Source organism: Kushneria konosiri (assembly GCF_002155145.1).
GTDB lineage: Bacteria > Pseudomonadota > Gammaproteobacteria > Pseudomonadales > Halomonadaceae > Kushneria > Kushneria konosiri.
The window spans coordinates 1,092,766-1,111,157 of the sequence record NZ_CP021323.1 but is presented as its reverse complement, the minus strand read 5'-3'; the positions used below and the strand labels follow the sequence as shown (position 1 = coordinate 1,111,157).

General features: G+C 62.5%; 17 protein-coding genes. 5 read left to right on the top strand and 12 right to left on the bottom strand.

Annotated elements, in window-relative coordinates:
* Positions 1-19 precede the first annotated feature (19 nt).
* From araH to B9G99_RS05185, 4 genes are all read left to right on the top strand, one after another.
* Positions 20-1,042: an L-arabinose ABC transporter permease AraH gene (gene araH / locus B9G99_RS05200; protein ID WP_086621049.1), complete on the top strand. Its 1,023-nt coding sequence runs from the start codon at positions 20-22 to the stop codon at positions 1,040-1,042.
* A gap of 40 nt (positions 1,043-1,082) precedes the next feature.
* Positions 1,083-2,273, top strand: coding sequence for an aldose epimerase family protein (locus tag B9G99_RS05195; RefSeq protein WP_335617630.1), 1,191 nt, complete (start codon positions 1,083-1,085; stop codon positions 2,271-2,273).
* A 218-nt stretch (positions 2,274-2,491) separates the two neighbouring features.
* Positions 2,492-3,838 (top strand): TRAP transporter large permease subunit, encoded by a 1,347-nt coding sequence (locus B9G99_RS05190; RefSeq protein ID WP_086621047.1) that lies wholly within the window; start codon positions 2,492-2,494, stop codon positions 3,836-3,838.
* A gap of 3 nt (positions 3,839-3,841) precedes the next feature.
* Positions 3,842-5,077, top strand: coding sequence for an NAD(P)/FAD-dependent oxidoreductase (locus tag B9G99_RS05185; protein ID WP_086621046.1), 1,236 nt, complete (start codon positions 3,842-3,844; stop codon positions 5,075-5,077).
* Here the strand turns inward: B9G99_RS05185 and B9G99_RS05180 are convergent, their stop codons facing one another.
* The 12 genes from B9G99_RS05180 to B9G99_RS05125 all read right to left on the bottom strand — a co-directional run bounded on the left by B9G99_RS05180 (position 5,078) and on the right by B9G99_RS05125 (position 16,930).
* Positions 5,078-5,491, bottom strand: coding sequence for a thiol-disulfide oxidoreductase DCC family protein (locus B9G99_RS05180; RefSeq protein ID WP_086621045.1), 414 nt, complete (start codon positions 5,489-5,491; stop codon positions 5,078-5,080).
* 60 nt (positions 5,492-5,551) lie between these two features.
* Positions 5,552-6,472: an AEC family transporter gene (locus B9G99_RS05175; RefSeq protein WP_086621044.1), complete on the bottom strand. Its 921-nt coding sequence runs from the start codon at positions 6,470-6,472 to the stop codon at positions 5,552-5,554.
* A 79-nt stretch (positions 6,473-6,551) separates the two neighbouring features.
* A complete protein-coding gene (gene aroQ, locus B9G99_RS05170; RefSeq protein ID WP_169712217.1) occupies positions 6,552-6,974 on the bottom strand; it encodes a type II 3-dehydroquinate dehydratase in 423 nt (140 codons plus the stop codon).
* Between the two features lie 110 nt (positions 6,975-7,084).
* Complete coding sequence (locus tag B9G99_RS05165; protein ID WP_086621043.1) at positions 7,085-8,950, bottom strand: bifunctional sugar phosphate isomerase/epimerase/4-hydroxyphenylpyruvate dioxygenase family protein; 1,866 nt, start codon at positions 8,948-8,950, stop codon at positions 7,085-7,087.
* Positions 8,951-9,001: 51 nt separating this feature from the next.
* Positions 9,002-9,613 (bottom strand): protocatechuate 3,4-dioxygenase subunit alpha, encoded by a 612-nt coding sequence (gene pcaG, locus B9G99_RS05160; protein WP_227875939.1) that lies wholly within the window; start codon positions 9,611-9,613, stop codon positions 9,002-9,004.
* A gap of 4 nt (positions 9,614-9,617) precedes the next feature.
* Entirely contained in the window at positions 9,618-10,334 is a 717-nt protein-coding gene (gene pcaH / locus B9G99_RS05155; RefSeq protein WP_086623297.1) for a protocatechuate 3,4-dioxygenase subunit beta, read from the bottom strand.
* A 13-nt stretch (positions 10,335-10,347) separates the two neighbouring features.
* Positions 10,348-11,520 carry a bifunctional 3-oxoadipate enol-lactonase/4-carboxymuconolactone decarboxylase PcaDC gene (gene pcaDC, locus B9G99_RS05150; protein ID WP_086621042.1) on the bottom strand — a complete coding sequence of 391 codons (1,173 nt, stop codon included), beginning with the start codon at positions 11,518-11,520 and terminating at the stop codon, positions 10,348-10,350.
* A gap of 242 nt (positions 11,521-11,762) precedes the next feature.
* Positions 11,763-12,914, bottom strand: a complete 1,152-nt coding sequence (locus B9G99_RS05145; RefSeq protein ID WP_086621041.1) for a lyase family protein — start codon at positions 12,912-12,914, stop codon at positions 11,763-11,765.
* Between the two features lie 25 nt (positions 12,915-12,939).
* Positions 12,940-13,827, bottom strand: coding sequence for a DUF3298 and DUF4163 domain-containing protein (locus tag B9G99_RS05140; RefSeq protein ID WP_086621040.1), 888 nt, complete (start codon positions 13,825-13,827; stop codon positions 12,940-12,942).
* A gap of 43 nt (positions 13,828-13,870) precedes the next feature.
* Entirely contained in the window at positions 13,871-14,446 is a 576-nt protein-coding gene (locus tag B9G99_RS05135) for a C40 family peptidase (protein ID WP_227875938.1), read from the bottom strand.
* Positions 14,447-14,636: 190 nt separating this feature from the next.
* Positions 14,637-15,281 (bottom strand): OmpW/AlkL family protein, encoded by a 645-nt coding sequence (locus B9G99_RS05130; protein ID WP_086621039.1) that lies wholly within the window; start codon positions 15,279-15,281, stop codon positions 14,637-14,639.
* A 326-nt stretch (positions 15,282-15,607) separates the two neighbouring features.
* On the bottom strand, positions 15,608-16,930 hold the full coding sequence (locus B9G99_RS05125; protein ID WP_086621038.1) for a short-chain fatty acid transporter: 1,323 nt from the start codon (positions 16,928-16,930) through the stop codon (positions 15,608-15,610).
* A 322-nt stretch (positions 16,931-17,252) separates the two neighbouring features.
* Here B9G99_RS05125 and B9G99_RS05120 point away from each other — a divergent pair, with 322 nt between their 5' ends.
* The gene (locus B9G99_RS05120; RefSeq protein ID WP_174678756.1) at positions 17,253-18,350 is read left to right on the top strand and encodes a M42 family metallopeptidase; all 1,098 of its coding nucleotides are present in this window, start codon (positions 17,253-17,255) and stop codon (positions 18,348-18,350) included.
* Positions 18,351-18,392: the final 42 nt, after the last annotated feature.

Below are 18,392 nucleotides of genomic sequence, written 5' to 3'. Positions count from 1 at the left end.
TGTCTGGAGACATTGAATCATGAGTAGCAACAAAAGCGTTCACGCCGCCGAGGGCGGCCAGATGGAGACGGCGCGCCCCAGCGGACGTCAGGGGTTGATCAAGCCCTTGCGCACCCTTTTGGATACCTCCGGGCTGATTGCCATTTTCATTGTGCTCTTTATTGCACTGGCGGTGGCGATCCCGGACTTTCTGACCAGCCGTAATATGGTCGGTCTGCTGCTGTCGGTGACCATCATCGGCACCATTGCTACCACCATGATGATGGTACTGGCGCTCGGTGAAGTGGATCTGTCGGTCGCCTCGATCGTGGCGTTTGCAGGCGTCAGCGCGGCAGTCGTGACCAGCGCTTCGGGGAGTGTCGTGATTGGCGCACTGGCCGGGGTGGCCGCCGGTGCGCTGGTGGGCATGTTCAACGGCTTCGTGGTGGCGCGCTTTGGCATCAATTCGCTGATTGCCACGCTCGCGGCCATGGAGTTTGTGCGGGGGCTGGCCTACATCACCTCCGGTGGCGATGCGGTCATGATTACCGTGCCGGGCTTTTTCGAGCTGGGCAGCGCCTCGTTTCTGGGCCTGACCCTGCCGGTATGGACCATGATCATCTGCTTTGTGATCTTTGGCTTCGTGCTTAACCTGACCGCCTTTGGCCGCAACGTGCTGGCCACCGGCGGCAATCCGGAAGCGGCGGCACTGGCCGGGGTCAACGTGCGTCGGCTCAAGATCATCGTGTTCGGTTTGCAGGGGCTGGTGGCCGGTATCGCGGGGGTGCTTTTGACCTCGCGGATGGGCCTGGGCGATCCGAATACCTCGATGGGGCTGGAGCTTGCGGTCATCTCGGCCTGTGTACTGGGCGGCGTGGCGCTTTCCGGCGGCGTGGCCTCGATCACCGGCGTGCTGGTGGGCGTATTGATCATGGGCTGCGTACAGAACGCCATGGGGCTTTTGAACGTGCCGACCTTCTATCAGTACCTGGTGCGCGGTGCCATTTTGCTGCTGGCCGTGCTGTTTGACCGCTGGAAGCAGCAACGGCGTCAGCGGGCCTGAGCGCTGGCGGGTCTTTTTTCAACGGGTCTGGAGCATGTCCATGAAACAACCTTCCCTGCGGTCTCTTGTCTTTCTGAGTGCCGGTCTCCTGTCACTGGGGGCCTGCCAGGCCATGGCGGCCTCGTCATCCGATGCGACCTCGACGGCCATGCCGCCCGGCGTTGAGCGGTTCGTGTTCGGTACCCTGCCGGACGGGCGTACCGTGCACGGCTATCGCATCAATAGCGGCGGTAATGTCGATATGGAGGTCATCGAGTACGGTGGCATCATCACCTCACTCGAGACGCCGGATCGTCACGGCGACAAGGCCGATATCGTGCTCGGCTTCGATTCACTGCAGGGCTATCTCTCGCCGGCCTACAAAAAGCTCAATCCCTACTTCGGCGCGCTGATCGGGCGCTACGGCAACCGCATCGCGGATGGGCGCTTTACGCTTGACGGTCAGACGTATCAGCTGGCGACCAACGATGGTCCCAACCATCTGCATGGTGGCGATGAAGGCTTCAATCAGAAGCTCTGGCAGGCCACGCCCTTTTCCTCAAGCGAGGGCAGCGGCGTGGTGATGCGCTATACCAGCGCCGATGGTGAGGAAGGCTATCCGGGTGAGCTGTCGGTCGAGGTGAAATACACCCTGACCCATGACGATGCGCTTGCCATCGATTACCGCGCGAGCACCACAAGGGCCACGCCGGTCAATCTGACCCAGCACAGCTATTTCAATCTGAATGGCGAAGGCAGTGGCAGCATTCTCGATCACGTCATGACCATCGATGCGGCCAGCTACACGCCGGTCAACGACACGCTGATCCCGACCGGCGAAATCGCCACGGTCGCCGGTACGCCGTTTGATTTCACCCGTCCCATGCCGATCGGTGCCCGCATCGAGGCCAACAACGAGCAGCTCGCTCGCGGCAAGGGCTATGATCACAACTTCGTGCTCAGGCAGGCGCCGTCCGCCACGCCCGAGCGCGCCGCACGGGTGACCTCGCCGGAAAGCGGCCGGGTGCTGGAGGTCTGGACCACCGAGCCCGGGTTACAGTTCTATTCGGGCAACTTTCTGGATGGCAGCGTCACCGGCAAAAGTGGCCAGGCCTACGGTCATCGCTCCGGACTGGCGCTGGAAACCCAGCACTTTCCGGACTCCCCCAACCAGCCGGGCTTCCCGTCAACCCTTCTCCAGCCCGGCGAGACGCTTGAAAGCCACACGATCTATCGCTTCTTGACCGAGTAACCAGCACGCCTTTTGTCGATCTCGGCAGGGAACACCAGGGGCGCGCCATTCAGGTGCCCCTGGCCGCTCACGTGACCTTCTCCCTTTCCTTCCTTTTGTCATCGAAAGACATGACATTCGCCCCGCCATGAGGCACGGTCGTCACTGCGAACGCCTTTAGAGGCACCCGGCCATGTCAGCGTTCGAATAACATCGATACAACAACAAGGAAAACTGCCATGTGGCTGGTGCTTGTTCCCGTTGCCCTGCTGTTTGCCATCATTTTGCTGCCCATTCCGCGTATCGGCGGCAATGTCATCGTTGGGCTTTTGAGTGCGGCCATGTCTGCTGCGCTGCTGGGCGGTCTGTCACCGGTTGAAGTGGCCGGCGCTGCCATCGAGGGGATCGACAAGCTGGCCTGGGTGATCATGCTGTCGGTGGCCGGCAGTCTGTATGCCGAATCCCAGGTGCGCCTGGGGGCCATGCAGACGGCACTCGACAGTTTTCGGGCCCTGTTTGGACGCTCTACGGCGGGGCTGGTCTGTGCCGTGATCATGACTCTGGTGCTCAGCGGGTCATTGCTGGGTGATGCCATTGCAGCAGCCACCGTTATCGGGCTGCTGGTCATTCCCACCCTGGCCGCGCTCAGGCTGAGCGGTGAGCGCATTGCGGTCATTATCGTGATGGGGGCGGTGATCGGTTCGGGGATGCCGCCCATTTCGCAGTCCTTTTTTCTGGCGGCCTCACTGACCGGCATTGATCCAGGCGAGATTCTGGGCTGGGCCTATCTCACCATGAGCGTGAGCGTGGTGATCGCCATGCTGGTGGGTGTCTGGCTCTCACGTGGGGCGACAGGTGCTGCCGTGGATGCCCCGAAGTCGTTGAGCGTCGTGTTGCGCACTCGCTGGCGCACGCTGATACCGATGGTGGTGTTGCTGGTGATCGTGATCGCCGCCTCGCTCGGCTTTAATATCTTTGAGCGCCTGCCAGGGATCGCCGAGGGCGTTGCCATGCTGAAAGGCGTTCCGGTGCTGCGCGGGCTGGCGTTTCGGGTGGTGCTGGCAATCCTTGTGGCATTGCTGGTCACGCTGGCCTTTGCCGAGGTGCGCCGCCAGACCGGTGCCATAGTGGTCTGCGGACTTCGAAACGTCTCGCGTACGGTGCAGATCCAGCTCTGCGCCGGCATCATGGTCGGAGTGTTTTATGAGGCGGGGCTGATTGATGTGGTGCAGCAGGCGACGCGTCACCTTGCGCCCCATCTGATGGCGACCGTCGGTGGGCTGGCCACCCTGGGCGTGGGCATGCTGACCGGCTCGCAGACCACGGCGCAGACCATGATCGTGAGCATGATGGCTCCGGCACTGACGCATCTGGGCAAGGACCCGGTGTCCGTCGCCATGGGGGCGGCACAGCTGGCAATGGCCGGTCAGTCGATGCCGCCGGTCGGACTGACCACCTTTGTGGTCACCGGGCTGGTCGGCGGTATTCTCAAAACGCGGGTGGACCCGGTCAAAACCATGATGCTGGCGCTGCCGGTCACGATTTATTTCACCCTTGTCGGGTTTGCTTTCTGGTTATCGGGGTAGGGCATGATGCATTTATCGGTGGCCGTGCTGGGCGGCGGTATTGTGGGCAGCTGTACGGCGCTGTCGCTTCAGGAGCGTGGCTTTCACGTAACGCTGTTCGCCCCACGGATCGAACGGGAAATGACCTCTTACGGCAATGCCGGCGTCATTACGCACGCCTCGGTCATTCCGCTCAATATTCCCGGCGTGCTGTCACGCCTGCCTCGATATCTGCTCAACCGTGATCCGTCACTTCGCATTGCGCCCGCTGCATTGCCTGGCATCACGCCCTGGCTTTGGCGCTTCATGCGCGGCTGTGAGCCGGCCTCGGTCGGGCGCCGTGCTGCGGCACTCAACGCCCTGATCACGCCGGCTCTGGCGGCGCACCGGCACCTGGCCGGGCCGGCCGGGGCAAGCGCGCTCTTTCACGAGCGGGGCTGGACCAGGCTTTATCGACAGCCCGGGGCGCTTGAGCGCATTGCAGGCGAACGTGCGCTTTGGAAAAGCAATGGTGTCCGCTTCGATCTGCTGGAAGGCGAGATGCTGGAGACGGTGTTCGAGGGCGCCTCGAAACACTACACCCTGGGCGTGCGTATTCCCGACACCGCGCATGTGGACAGCCCCGGCGCGCTGGTCGAGCGTTACCGGGCCCTGTTTGTGGCCCGCGGTGGTGAATGGCGCTGCGATACGCCAAAAGGGATCGAACCCGGTGCCCGGGGATATCGTGTGGCCGGTCACGAGCGACATTTTGATCAGGTTGCGGTCTGTGCCGGGCCCTGGTCGATGGAGCTGGTACGCCCGCTGGGCTATCGCCTGCCGATGGCGTTCGAGCGGGGCTATCATCAGGAATTTTCGCTGGTTAACGGGCAGACACTGCTCGCGCCTTTTTATGATGTTGACGGTGCCTTTGTCTGCTCACCGATGAATGACGGCGTGCGGATACTGACCGGCATCGAATTTGATCGGCGCGACCGAACCGCCACGCCGCACCAGCTTGCCCGCATACTGCCTCGAGTTCGTGATGTGCTTGCTCTGGGGCAGGCACGGGGCGAGCCGTGGCTGGGCCGGCGCCCCTCCATGCCGGACGGTCTGCCGGTGATTGGTGCTGCCTCGAAGCATCCGGGGTTATGGTTCGGCTTCGGCCACGGTCATATCGGACTGTCCACATCCGCTGTCACCGGCCAGTGGCTGGCCGAGGCGATGGCCGGCAAGGACAGCAACCCGGCCATGGCGGCCTTCAGTCCGTGCCGCTTTGGCTGATCAGCGGTGTTGTTTGTTCGGCGGCGTTGAGCAGGTGCCGCTGCAGGTATCGCAGCGCTGCCGGCCGGTGAGCCAGCCTGAAATGCGATAGCGCCTGGGGGCAAACCATAGATAGACCCGATCGGCGATGGGGCGGATCAGCGGCCAGCGCAGCGGCGCGGTGAGCCAGCCTCGGCCGACGAGCGACCAGGCGCGATGGGTCACGTCCAGCCCGCGAATGCGCTGACCGTGAACATCGCCCAGCAGAATGGCGCTGGCTTCCTCACGGTCCACATCGGGATAGCGGCTCGTGAAATCCTCGGCGTGAATGTTTTCAAATTCGATGCGCCGACCCTGATCAAGGCGCTTTAGATGGTTGATCTCGTTGACGCACAGCGGACAGTTGCCGTCATAGAAAAGCGTGAGCTCGGCCATGCAGGGCCTCCTGAAAAGTATCGTGTATTCCCAAGCATAGCGGATCAGAGCGGCCAACGATCAAAAGGCGCCGAGCAGCTCAAGCATCACGGGCATGGCCAGCATGGCCAGCAGTGTCTGGCCGGTAATGATCGCTGCCATCAGCTCGGCATCGCCGCCAAGCTGGCGGGCCAGAATATAGGCAGACGTCGCCGTGGGCAGGGCGGCAAAGAGCAGGGCAACGCCGAGATCCACACCGTGCAGACCAAAAAGCCAGGCCAGACCCAGCACCAGCAGCGGTGTGATGATCAGCTTGAGCACGCTTGAAAGCCAGAACGCTCGGCCCCCGCGCCACAGTGCTTTCGGGCGCAGGGCTACCCCCACTGCCACCAGTCCCAGCGGCAGGGCCGCCTGTCCCAGAAGCTCGATGGCCGGAGCGCTGACGCCGGGCAGCCCGATACCGCTGACGTTGAGCCCAACGCCCGCCAGACAGGCCAGAATCAGCGGATTGCGCACCAGTGCCAGCATGCTCTTGCCGACACTGGCCGGCCCCTGCGTCCCGGAGACGATAAAGGCCAGTACGCAGAGGATATTGGCCGTGGGCACCATCAGGGCGATGGCGACGGCCGCCACGGTCAGCCCCGGCTCGCCGTAAAGCGCTGCAGCACCGGCCACGCCGACATAGGTGTTAAAGCGCACCACGCCCTGAAAGGCCGAGGTAAACACCGGCGGTGACAGCGCCAGCCAGCCACGTGCCAGCCACAGCACGCCACCCAGCAGGACCATGGTACCCACCAGCGTGATCGCCAGCGGCAGCACCGATACCCGGCTGACCTCGGCGGAGGCAAGCGTGGCCACCAGCATGGCCGGAAACAGCAGGTAGTAGATAAAGCGCTCGAGCCGCGGCCAGAATTCACCGCCGGGAAAGCGCGCCCAGCCCAGCACGGCGCCCAGCGCGATCAGGGCAAAGAGCGGGGACAGCGCATCAACGATGCTGCTCATGGATCATCCTTGTCTCAACGCGGCAACGCAGGCCGCCTGACGGTCTCGTGATGGGCTCGACGCTTTTTGAGCTGTGGTGTCAGCGCGCCAGAAAATCGATGGCGGCGAGATAGCCGAAGCTGCCCATGCCCGCAATGACCGCCTCGGCGCGCGAAGAGATATACGAGTGGTGGCGAAACGCCTCGCGGGTATGGATGTTGGACAGATGTACCTCGATCACGCGTCCTTCAAAGGCCTTGAGCGCATCCAGCAGGGCCACCGAGGTGTGCGACCAGGCGGCCGGATTGATGACGATGGCCTCAAAGCGTCCGCGCGCCTCATGGATGCGATCGAGCATCACGCCTTCGTGATTGGTCTGGAGAAAATCGGTGCTCACGCCCTGGTCGAAGGCGCGGTGGCGAATGGCGTTTTCGATGTCGGCCAGCGTCTCATGGCCATAGATATCGGGCTCGCGCTTGCCCAGCAGATTCAGGTTGGGGCCGTTGAGGATCAAAACGTTCATTGTGACTCCGGGCAGTGGGGGCGTGACGCGGCAGCGGCCGGGTCGAAAGCGCTATCCTGCCACGGCCGGTGCCCGGTTGCATCACGCCCTCATGCCAACGACCGATGCGGTCAGGATGCCCGTGCCGTCACGGTATGACGGCGTGACTGTGCGGCCAATCGGATCGGGGCATTGACGGCGCCGAACTGGGTATAGTCACCACGACGCTCGGTGATCTCGAAATGAAAGCGCCCGTCAAACAGATCGGTATAGGCGTGAAGGAATTCGCCATGCTCGCTTTGATCATAAAGGATGTGGCGCGCGCGCATGGCCTCCAGAAGCGCGTCGTCCAGCTCGGTGCGGGCCGCCAGATCGTCGTAGTAGTTGTCCGGGATGGGCACCAGACTCAGGCCCCTGGCGATCAATTGATCCAGCGTGGCGAAGATGTCGTTGGTGGCCAGTGCGATCTGCTGAATGCCGCCCCGGCCCTCATTCATGAAGCGTCCGGGCAGTGTGTCATGGGCAGGCGAGGTGTTGAGCACCAGACGAAGGGTCTGATCCTGGCTCACCAGCGTCTGACTGACGACCAGCCCGTTGGGGTCGACCATTTCATGTTCGGTGCTGGCCTCAAGGCCGAACACGGTGCGAAAGAAGAGCTGCCAGCGCAGCCGCTGCGTGGGCGCCACGGCCGTGGAGAGATGATCGATGCCGGTGATGCCGGCCTCAAGGTGGTCGGAGGCCTCGAACAGAAGAAAGTCGGTGCGCCATTGCCGGTCGCGGGCAGTCTCCGGGTCTACCAGATAGATCAGACTGTCGTTGATGCCGCGAATGGCCGGCAGGCGAAGCTCGCCCGGGCCTGTCGGGCCTTCAAAGGCACAGGCCCTGTAGGTCTGCGCCCGCGCCATGGTCTGCTCGGGATGCTCGGCACGAACACCGATGGCACAGACCGACAGGCCGTGCATGAGTCGGTAGGTATGCGCAAAGGTGTGCGTGTCCATGTTGAGCACCAGATGCACCTCACCCTGACGCCAGAGGTCAATGTTCTTGGAGCGATGACGGCCGATGTGGCAGAAACCAAGCAGGATCAGCATCTCCCCCAGCGCTCTGGCCTGCGCCTCGTCCAGCGTAAATTCCAGAAAATGGATGCCCTGAAAGCTCGGTGAGTGTGCCGGGGGGGACTGGGGGAGCGTCTCATCACGCAGGTGCTCGACCAGAATCATCGAACGCATGCCATCCAGCGCCGTATCGCGAGCACAGGCCATGCGAAAATCGGTATTGAAGATCTCGTGCGACAGCGGACCTTTATAGCCGGTACGCCCCAGCGCGCGCATGAAGCCTGCCATGTCGAGCCCGCCCTGACCCGGAAAACAGCGGTAGTGGCGACTCCAGTTGAGCAGGTCCATCTGCATCAGGGGGGCATCGGCAAGGTGCACCAGAGAGATCCGCTCCCCCGGAATGTCGGCGATCGGCGCTGTCGGCAGGCCCGGGGCCAGCACATGAAAACTGTCCAGCACCAGGCCCAGCGCCGGATGATCGGCACGCTCAACGATCGCCCAGGCGTGGCGATAGTCGTTGATATGGCGCCCCCAGGCCAGTGCCTCGAAACCGATACGCAGGCCGTGCGCCGCGGCGCGTTCGGCCAGCTCGCGCAGGTCCTCGGCGGCGCGGGCATCATCCGCCACGCTCAGCGGTGACGTGTTGCTGCAGATCAGCATGAAGTCGGTCCCCAGCGCCTTCATCAGGGCAAACTTGCGCTCGGCGCGGACAAGATTGCGGCTGCGATGAGGCTCGGGCATGGCCTCGAAGTCGCGAAAGGGTTGAAGGGCAATGATGACAAGACCCAGTGACTCGGCCAGCGCCCGCACGGTTTCCGGGGCACCGTTCCAGGTGAGCAGATCGTTTTCAAAGATTTCGATGCCGTCGTAGCCGGCCCGGGCCACGGCTTCGAACTTGCTGCCCAGATCACCGCTGAGAGAGACGGTCGCAATCGATCGCATCCTGACGACTCCATGAACTGTATCGAAATGGGACGGCCTCGCCGCACATGATCAATGCTCGAAAAACACGGTCTCCTGCGCACCCTGAAGATGAATGTCGATACGGTAGACGTCCGTGTCATCGTGTCGGGCCAGCAGGGTCGCCCGGCGCTCGACCGGTACTTCAGCCAGCACGGGGTCACCATCGTTGTCTTCATCATCAAAATAAAACCGTGTGGCCAGCGTATGCAGCAGGCCGCGGGCAAACAGATGGACGGCAATATGGGGAGATTCCGCCGCCGTGCGGCCAGGCTTTAGTGTCAGTATCGAGAAGCTGCCGTCCTCCTGGGTCGCAACGCGGCCAAACCCGTCGAAATCGGGGCGGGCATGCTGGGTATGAAAGTGCCCCTCGCCATCGGGCTGCCAGAACTCGAGCATCGCGTCGTTAACCGGCTGGCCTGCGCCGTCAAACACCTGACCGTGCAACCGGATACGCCGTCCCGGGGGCAGATCGTTGCCCCGGAGCATTCTGATGTCGCCGTCGGGCAGCAGCGCGTCATGAAAAAAGGGGCCTACGGTCTGCGTGCCGGTGGGTAGATGGGCAGGCGCCGGAGGATGGGCATGTGCATCGCGCATGATCTGCTGCGGTGTCGGCACCTGGTCGGTAATCTCTCGATGGGGCATGGGGTTACTCCAGAGGGGTGCCGTGGGGACCCAGAAACATGTCGAATCGATAGCCCAGCGCCTGTCCCGGAATATCGAAGCGACGGTCATAACGGGCAATCATCAGTTCGCGCACGCGTCGATCAGGGTTGGCCATGTAAATCGGGTCGATCGCCAGCAGCGGGTCGCCGGGAAAATACATCTGTGTGACCAGACGCTGGGAAAAGGCAGCCCCAAGCACCGAAAAATGGATGTGGGCGGGGCGCCAGCCGTTGAAGTGATTGCCCCACGGGTAGGCACCGGGCGCGATGGTGATAAAGCAGTAATAACCCTGCGCATCGGTCAGGGTGCGCCCGGCACCGGAGAAGTTGGGGTCCAGCGGTGCGGCGTGCTGATCCTTTTTGTGGGTATAACGTCCGGAGGCGTTGGCCTGCCACAGCTCGACAAGGGCGTTGGGCACCGGCTGGCCGTCGGTAGTGCGTATCTGCCCGGCAATCACGATCTTTTGTCCCAGCGGCGTGCCCGCATGCTGCAGGGTCAGATCATTGTCCTCGCGCCCGAGATTGTGATGGCCGTATACCGGCGCAGTACGCTCGGCCAGGCCTCTCGGTGTAATGATGAGGTTGTTGCGGGGCCCTCTCAGGCGCGTGGATTGATAGGCATCAAACACCTGCGGAGGCTGGTGTTGCTCTACAGGGCCATTGAGTGCCGGATTGAAGGCGGTGTCGGAATCGCCGGGCATGGTGTTGTCCTTGTCATTGATCGCCCCAGCCATGCTGGCAGGCCAGAGCGAAGGCGTGATTGGCTGCAGGCACGCCGGCATAGGTCGCGACATGCATCAGCACCTGGCGTAGTTCTTCGACGGTTACACCGGTGCGATGGGCGGTCTTGAGGTGCAGGGCAAGCTCACCATCGCGGCCCAGCGCGGCCAGAATCGCCAGCGTGATCATGCTGCGCTGGGTCACGCTAAGGGTCTCGTCCCCCCAGAGCTCGCCCCAGGCGGTGCGGGTGATCAGCGACTGAAAGGGCATATCAAGATCGGTCGCCGCCGCCAGTGAACGGGCCACATGTTCAGGGCCCAGTACGCGTCGACGCACTTCAAGACCCGTCTCGAAGCCGATACCTTCCCCGGTAGGCCTCTCTGATGAGCGCAGGGCCTGGTGTAGATGTCGCGCCAGGGCTTCGGGGGCCTCAACGGCCGGCACGTGGCCGATGTCTTCCAGAAGCGTCACCGGGGCATCATCCAGCAGACGTCCCAGCGCCTTCAGTGCGGCAGGGGGCGTGGCCACATCCTCCATACCTCCCAGCAGCGCCAGCGGAGGCAGTTTCTCTTCCAGATCGTCACGCGAGGTGGAGAAGTCGGCCAGCGCTTCGCACAGTCGGGCGTAGCTTTCCCCGTCGCTCCGGGCGAGTTGTGCCGTCCAGCCCTCGACAAGGTCGGGGCAGGTCGTACGTGTCGCGAGAGAAAACCAGCGAGGGGCAAGGGTGTCGGCCAGCGCCGCCAGTCCCTCGTGTCGGACGCGTTCTGCCCGCTCGTGCCAGTCCTGCGGGGTAGCGATCGTGGCGCCGGTACTGGTCAGCATCAGTCGCTTGAGACGCTGCGGGTGATACTGAAGCAGCGTCTGGCCGATGGCCGCGCCGATCGAGGTGCCCACGAAATAAAAGCGCTCGGCTCCGACGGCATCGGCCAATGCCACGGCGTCGTCGGCCAGCGTTTTCAGCGTGATGGCCTGCTGTATGGGCGCGCTGGCGCCATGGCCGGGCAGATCCCAGCTCAACAGGCGAAAATGAGGCAGCAGATGAGGCAGCAGCTCATCCCAGATGCCCTGATGCATGCCCAGAGGGTGCGCCAGAATCAGAAGCGGTGCTGCTTCGGCACCGGTCAGTCGCCAGGCAATCCGGCGCTGATGCAGGGAAAGAAACCGCATGGTGACCTCGCTGAGAGAGCGTTGCGATGGCAACCGAAGCGCGTATTGATTGATGGAAGCCTGTTGGCATTCTGGTGGGGAGGGGGGCAAACAAGTGTGCTGAAGTGATTCTCGAGGCCGCGAATGAGCACACGTTAGACGATTGTTGCGCGCGGCAGGGATCGGAAAGTCTTACGACCCCTCAGGCACCGCGAATAAAGATGGCAGGCGTGATGCGCAAAAGTGTGGGGCTCGTGCCATGGCTATCGTCCCAGGTGCTCCAGCACCCGAGCGATCTGGTCATGAGCGCTGCCGAGCTGCGCTCTGGCATCCGATGAGTGCGTGGCGGCGAGATTGTGCGCCATGGCATCAATATGAACCTCCAGTCCCTCCAGGGTTATGGCCAGCTGGTCGAGGGCGCCTTCAAGCAGCTGCTGGGATTCGATCAGGGTGGCCCATTCGCTGTGCCACTCCCCGGCAGCTCGTTCCAGTGGCTGGCTGGCGGCATGAAGGAAGGTGGTGACATGACCGTGGATGCCACGACTGGCCGCACGGATCAGAGTACAACGGACAGGATTGCGCTTGTGGGCCATCGACGATGAGCCCCCCACGCCTTCGCCGGCGGGTTCGGCCAGCTCCTGAAGCTCGCCTTGAGCCAGCAGGATGATATCGCCGGCAATCTTGTCGGCGGCAACGGCCAGTGCATCCAGAGCGCTCATCAGGGCATGGATGGGTTGGCGGTTGGTGTGCCAGGGCAGCAGGGGCGCGTGCAGTCCCAGCCGTTGTGCCAGCGTCTCCATCAGGGCCAGCCCGCCCGGCAGGCCGCCATGAATGCCTACCGGGCCGCCAAACTGGACCGGCAGGCCAGCAGCATCGATATCTGAAAGCCGCAGGCGTGCCTCATCCAGCTGCAGCGCCCACTGCGCGGCACGCACTCCGAAGGTGGTCGGCAGTGCCTGCTGCATCAGAGTACGACCGATCATCAGGGTGTCACCGTGATCACGCATCAACTGCGCCAGAGCGTCCAGGCTGCGCTCGACAAGCCCCAGCATCACCGGCAGTCGCTGTGCGCTGAGCTGCATCAGTGCGGTATCCAGCACATCCTGGCTGGTGGCGCCATGGTGATACCACTGTCTCAGTGACTCAGGCAGCGCGGCCTTCGCCTGCTGCACAAACGGGATGGCGGCGTTCCCTCCCAGGACGGTATCCGTCTCGAGCGCGACGGCATCGAAGACCTCGGGCGTCAGATGATGTGCCATGGCCAGGTACGTGCCCGCCGGCAGGATACCGTGTTGCTCTTCGCTATCCGCCAGCGCCAGCTCAAAGGCCAACATGGCCCTGATCAGCGCCGGGGTGGTGAAGTGCTCAAGCGCTGCCCTGCTCATGAAGGGATGCTGTAAAAGCTCGCGTGACATGACACCTCCGGCCGTCGTGACCGGCTCAGTGGGCCGACTGAGCCGATTGGGTATCAGTGGCGGGGATGAAGCGCGGCTTTAGAATATCGCTCAAGGCGCTATAGGGAATGGTCAGCGTGGGCTGGCCGATGGCATAGGGCCCGAGCGTGTAGGCGTCGTAGGTGACGGCCATGCTGTCCTCAAGCGGTGCGGCGTTGTCACTGGATGAGAACGGCCAGTTGAGGGGATCAAGCGTCCTACCCGCGTCGCTGTTGTTCTGCCAGTCCTGCCAGGCATTTTTCAGCGCCGCCTCGAAGGCGGGCTGTTGTCCTTCCTTGAGCATGTCATCGAGTGTCACGACCTGATGGGTCCTTTCATCGATCACCATATAGTGGGTGCCCGGCATGCCGTGGGCGCCACCGGTCATCACATAGCTTTGCAGTTCGAGTACCAGCAGATCATCGTGGCGGCTGATCTCCTTTGCTTCCAGCGTTGAGCTATAGGGCCGGGGATTGTCCGAGTCCTGATTGGCCTCGGTGCTCTGATCGAAGAAATCTTCGGCATAGGCCTCCACGGTGGCGGGGAGAGCCTCTGCTGCCACGACCGAGTCGCTGATCGGACTGCCCATCCGGACCAGGCGCCGTTCGATATCGCTGGAAAGCTGCGGGTCGCTGTCGAACTGGATCATGTGCACTTCAACGCTGGCACAGTTGTCGCCCTTGCAGTTCGGGTCGGTGATCGTACGGTCGACGAAGGTAGAGGAAAGATCCTGTTGTTGATCCTGAGCCCCGGCGGCCTCTGGCGTGGAGGACTCACTGCCCCGGGCATTGCCCTGATCGCCGGCCTGTGAATCATCACCGGTCTGATCGCAGGCGGTCAGGGTCAACAACAGGGCCGGCACCGCCAGCCACCGATAGCGTGTAGGGTCGATCATGCAGGGCTCTCTTTCGTGACAGATGGGTAAGGGGCCGGTCCGCTCAGGGGGCCGGCGCTGCGGCGCCGCGATAGTGAGTGCGCCAGTAGCGGTTGCCCAGTTGGGCAATGCTGACCTGCCGACCGCTGCCCGGCGCGTGGATCATTTGATTATTGCCCATGTAGATGCCGACATGGCTCACTCGGTTCCCCGAACCGAAAAACATTAGATCGCCCGGGCGAGCGCGGTCGATGCGCTCAAGCGCGTCAAACTGCTGCTGGGAAGTGCGGGGGATCTCGATGCCGGCGGCCAGAAGGCTGGTCTGGGTCAGGCCGCTGCAGTCCAGGCCCGCAGGCGTGGTGCCGCCATAGCGATAGGGTGTCCCCAGCGCGTCACGGGCATGGTTCATCACCAGCACGCGCTCGATCGAGAGATCCTGCTGCTCGGAAATGGACCCCATCATGTCACTGGTCTGCATTTCCGGGTTGCCGGCGCAGCCGGCCAGCCACAAAAGCATCATCAGCAGGGACGCCTCACGCAGGCGCCGGGCCCGGTGCAGGGAGAAGCCAAGGGCAGCGAACAGTGACATGAGCAGGTTCCGATCGGCAGCAGAGGTCTCGATATTAACCGCGAGCGTCATGCGTTTTCGAGCCCTGACCGACACGGATGCCTGTCGGCACTGAAGGTGCGCCATCACTGCGGGTGATCAGAGCAGGTTTGAGGCCCGTGCCAGGGGATAAAAAAACCCGACGGCAGGCCGAAACCGTCGGGTCAGCACCGGTCGAGAGTGCGGTGCAAAAAGGGTAGTGATTGTTAAGGCATCGGGTGGTTTAGAAGCGGTAGCTGATGCCGCTCATGATGACGACCGGATTGATGTCCAGATGTGTCTTGTAGGTTTCACCCCCGGCGCTGGCCGTTACATTGGAATCGATATCCAGATACCAGGCGGCGGCGTTCAGGGCCCAGTGATCGTTGAGGACGAGGTCCACACCGACCTGACCGGCCCAGCCCCAGGAGTTCTCCATGTCCATGCTGGCGCCTTCGATATTGACGTTTTCCGCCGAGAACCGGGTGTAGTTGATCCCGGCGCCAACATAGGGCTGCACGCGGGCATCGGTGCCGCCCAGCGGGTAGTACTGCAGGGTCAGGGTCGGAGGCAGGTGCTTGACCGAGCCGCCGTGATCGCCGTCCAGATTGAAATCATGCTTGAAGCGCTGCGCCGCTAGCAGCTCCACGCCCCACTTGTCGAGAAAGCGATAGCCGAAGGTGATGGCGAAACCACGGCCATCCTCGACGTCGACCTCGTCCACGCCGAGTGAATCGTAATCACCGTTGTCATCCTTGGGTGACACCTTGGCAAGGCCGGCACGGGTGAAAAAATCGTCCTGACCGTAGGTGGATTCAGCGGCCTGGGCGGTGCCCATGGTGGCGCCGAGTGCCAGTGCGGCAATGGAAATAAGCGGCAGCGCGCGCATGTGTCTGGTTCCCCTGAACAGATATTTCGGTGTGGTTCGGGCTCCCCTCAGACGATCATCGCCTGACCCGATCCATTGAATGGCGTGCCACCATTGTGACAAGCGAACGCTGTTCATTTATTGACGCACGTCAAATCCCCCGGAAGAGATCTGACAATGCTGGCCTGTGCCGGTAAAACAGTGACTGGCGCACCCGATAGAGAACTGGCGGGGGCGTGAAAGAGCGGATGACGGTCAGAGCCCCTGTGGGGCTGGCAAGGTCGGTTGAAACCGGAAGGCGCCTGCTGTTGCGTTTGCGTTGTTCCCGATGGTTCGGGCGATCGCGCTTAACCCATCAGGGCCAGTGCGGCAAACACGCCCCCGATGGCCAGCCCCGAGATGGCGAGCCAGACAATGAGATAGCCCATGATATCGCGTGCCGAGAGGCCTGCCACGCCCAGCAGCGGCAGGGCCCAGAAGGGCTGGATCTGGTTGGTCCAGCCGTCTCCCCAGGTGAAGGCCATGATGGTCTGGGCGGGGTCCGCGCCAATGGCGGCAGCCGCCTCCATCATGATCGGCCCCTGGATGGCCCACTGACCGCCGCCGGAGGGAATGAAGAAATTGACGATGCCGGCACACAGAAAGGTCAGGATGGGGAAGGTGGCCGGCGTGGCCAGTGAAATGACGGCCTCCGAGAAATGCGTGACCAGACCGGAGCCTGTCATCATGCCCGCAATGCCGGCATAGAGCGGAAACTGCACGATAATGCCACGGGCGGCGCTGACGCCCTTTTCCGCCGCGCTCAGATAGGCCTTTGGGCTTCGATGGAGCAACAGCCCCAGCGCCAGGAAAAAGAGGATCACGGTGTTGAGGTCAATGCTGAAGCTGCCGGTAACGGCCTGGGCGATCAGATAAAGCGCTGCCATGGCCCCCAGAAACAGGGTCGGCAGCCGGCTGTGCTCGATGCGATCCGAGGGCGTGCCGTCATGGGTCGCAGGTGGTGGCACGGGCTCCGGGACGGCCTGGTCGGTCATCTGCAGGGTGACGATGTGCTCGGGCTGTTTCTGACGGGCGAAAAAGGCCAGCAGCAGCGCCAGCAGCAAAAGCGTCAGGGCAATGTTCCAGCCGGAATAAAGCGTCTGCGATACCGGCACGATGCCAATGGCGTCCTCCATGAAGTGCCCGGGTGTGGCAATCACCAGTGGAATCGACGACGACGGACCGCGTACCAGCTCACCGCCGTAGGCCGCCGCGACCAGCAGCGGGAAGTGGATGCCCGCCACCCGCTGACCCATCTCTCGCGCCAGAATGGCGCCTGCCACCATGCCGAAGCCCCAGTTGAGGTAGTAGCAGACAAAGCTGACCACGATGGTCAGCAGGATCGCCTGACGCGGCGAACCGGCCCGCCGCGTCAGCCCGGACAGGGCAGTCTGAACCACCGGCGTCAGCGCCAGCACATAGCCGGTCAAAAGCACCAGCGTCATCTGCATGCCGAATTTGAAAAGCTCTGAAAAGCCATCTCCCCAGTACGTCACCATCTCGATGGGGGATTGTCGGGTAATGCCCATGCCGAGCATGACAACAATGGCTGTCAGCATGACGGCCAGCACAAAGGCACTGGGCAGGTAGCGCTGCACGACGCGCACCGAGACTCGGGTAATGGCTTCCATGGCGCTTCCCTGCACTCCAGTGTTTGAGAGGGCGGAACTGCCTGAGCCGTAATCATGCCGGGCCGGCATTTTCCTGAGAGCAACCTGCTTTGGTCACGGGGGTGAAGGGCAGGAAATCCGCGCTTGAGTGTACGGTGGGGCAAGGGTCAAACATCGTGCTGGAGTGGGCGAGAGGCTTGCATGAACCTGAGGCTTCTGCGGTGAGCTGTCGTTGACAGAGGCATCGCTTCCGGTGTTTCGCTGGACGAAAGGACGGTTTCGCGCCATGGTCAGGGCGTAAGGATCGATTGATCCCTGAATCACTGCATCAACAGGACAGACCATGAGTGACAACACCCCGCTTTTGAACGACCAGTCGCTGGACTTTCTCGAACGCTATCTCAACAACGCCTCGCCCACCGGCTACGAGTGGGAAGGCCAGAAGCTGTGGATGGACTATCTGCGTCCATGGGTCGATGAGTTCTTCACCGATACCTACGGCACCGCGGTTGGCGTGATCAATCCCGATGCCGACTACAAGGTTGTCATCGAAGGGCATGCCGACGAGATCAGCTGGTATGTGAACTACATCTCCGACGAGGGCCTGCTCTACGTGATTCGAAACGGCGGCAGCGACCATCAGATCGCACCGTCCAAGCGGGTCAACATTCACACCAAAAACGGCATCGTCGAAGGCGTGTTCGGCTGGCCGGCGATCCATACCCGCCGCAGCCCGGGCAGCGAAGAACAGGCCCCCAAGCCGGACAACATCTTTATCGACGTGGGCTGCGACAACAAGGAAGAGGTCGAAAAGCTCGGCGTCCACGTCGGCTGTGTGATCACCTACCCGGACACTTTCAGCGTGCTCAACGGCAACAAGTTCGTCTGCCGCGCGCTGGATAACCGCGTGGGCGGGTTCATGATCGCCGAGGTGGCGCGTCTTCTGAAGAAAAACGGCAAGACGCTCGATTTCGGTCTCTACATCGTCAACTCGGTGCAGGAAGAAGTCGGCCTGCGCGGGGCGCAGATGATTGCCGAGCGTATCCAGCCGAATGTGGCGATCGTCACTGATGTGACCCACGACACCCATACGCCGATGATCGATCCCAAGAAGGAAGGCAGCAACAAGATGGGCGCCGGCCCCGTCATTGCCTGGGCGCCGGCCGTACAGAACCGCCTGCGCGAGCGCATTCTGGACGTGGCCGAAAAGGGCAATATTCCCTTCCAGCGGGTCGCCAAGTCACGTGCCACCGGCACCGACACCGATTCCTTTGCCTACAGCAACACCGGTGTGGCCTCGGCGCTGATCTCGCTGCCGCTTCGATACATGCATACCACGGTCGAGATGGTGCAGCGCGAGGACGTCGAAAACGTGATCCGTCTGATTTATGAAACGCTTTTGAACATCAAGTCCGGCGAGACGTTCAGTTATTTTGACTAGCGGTCATGGTTGAAGGATCCGGCGCCCAGGGCGCCGGATTTT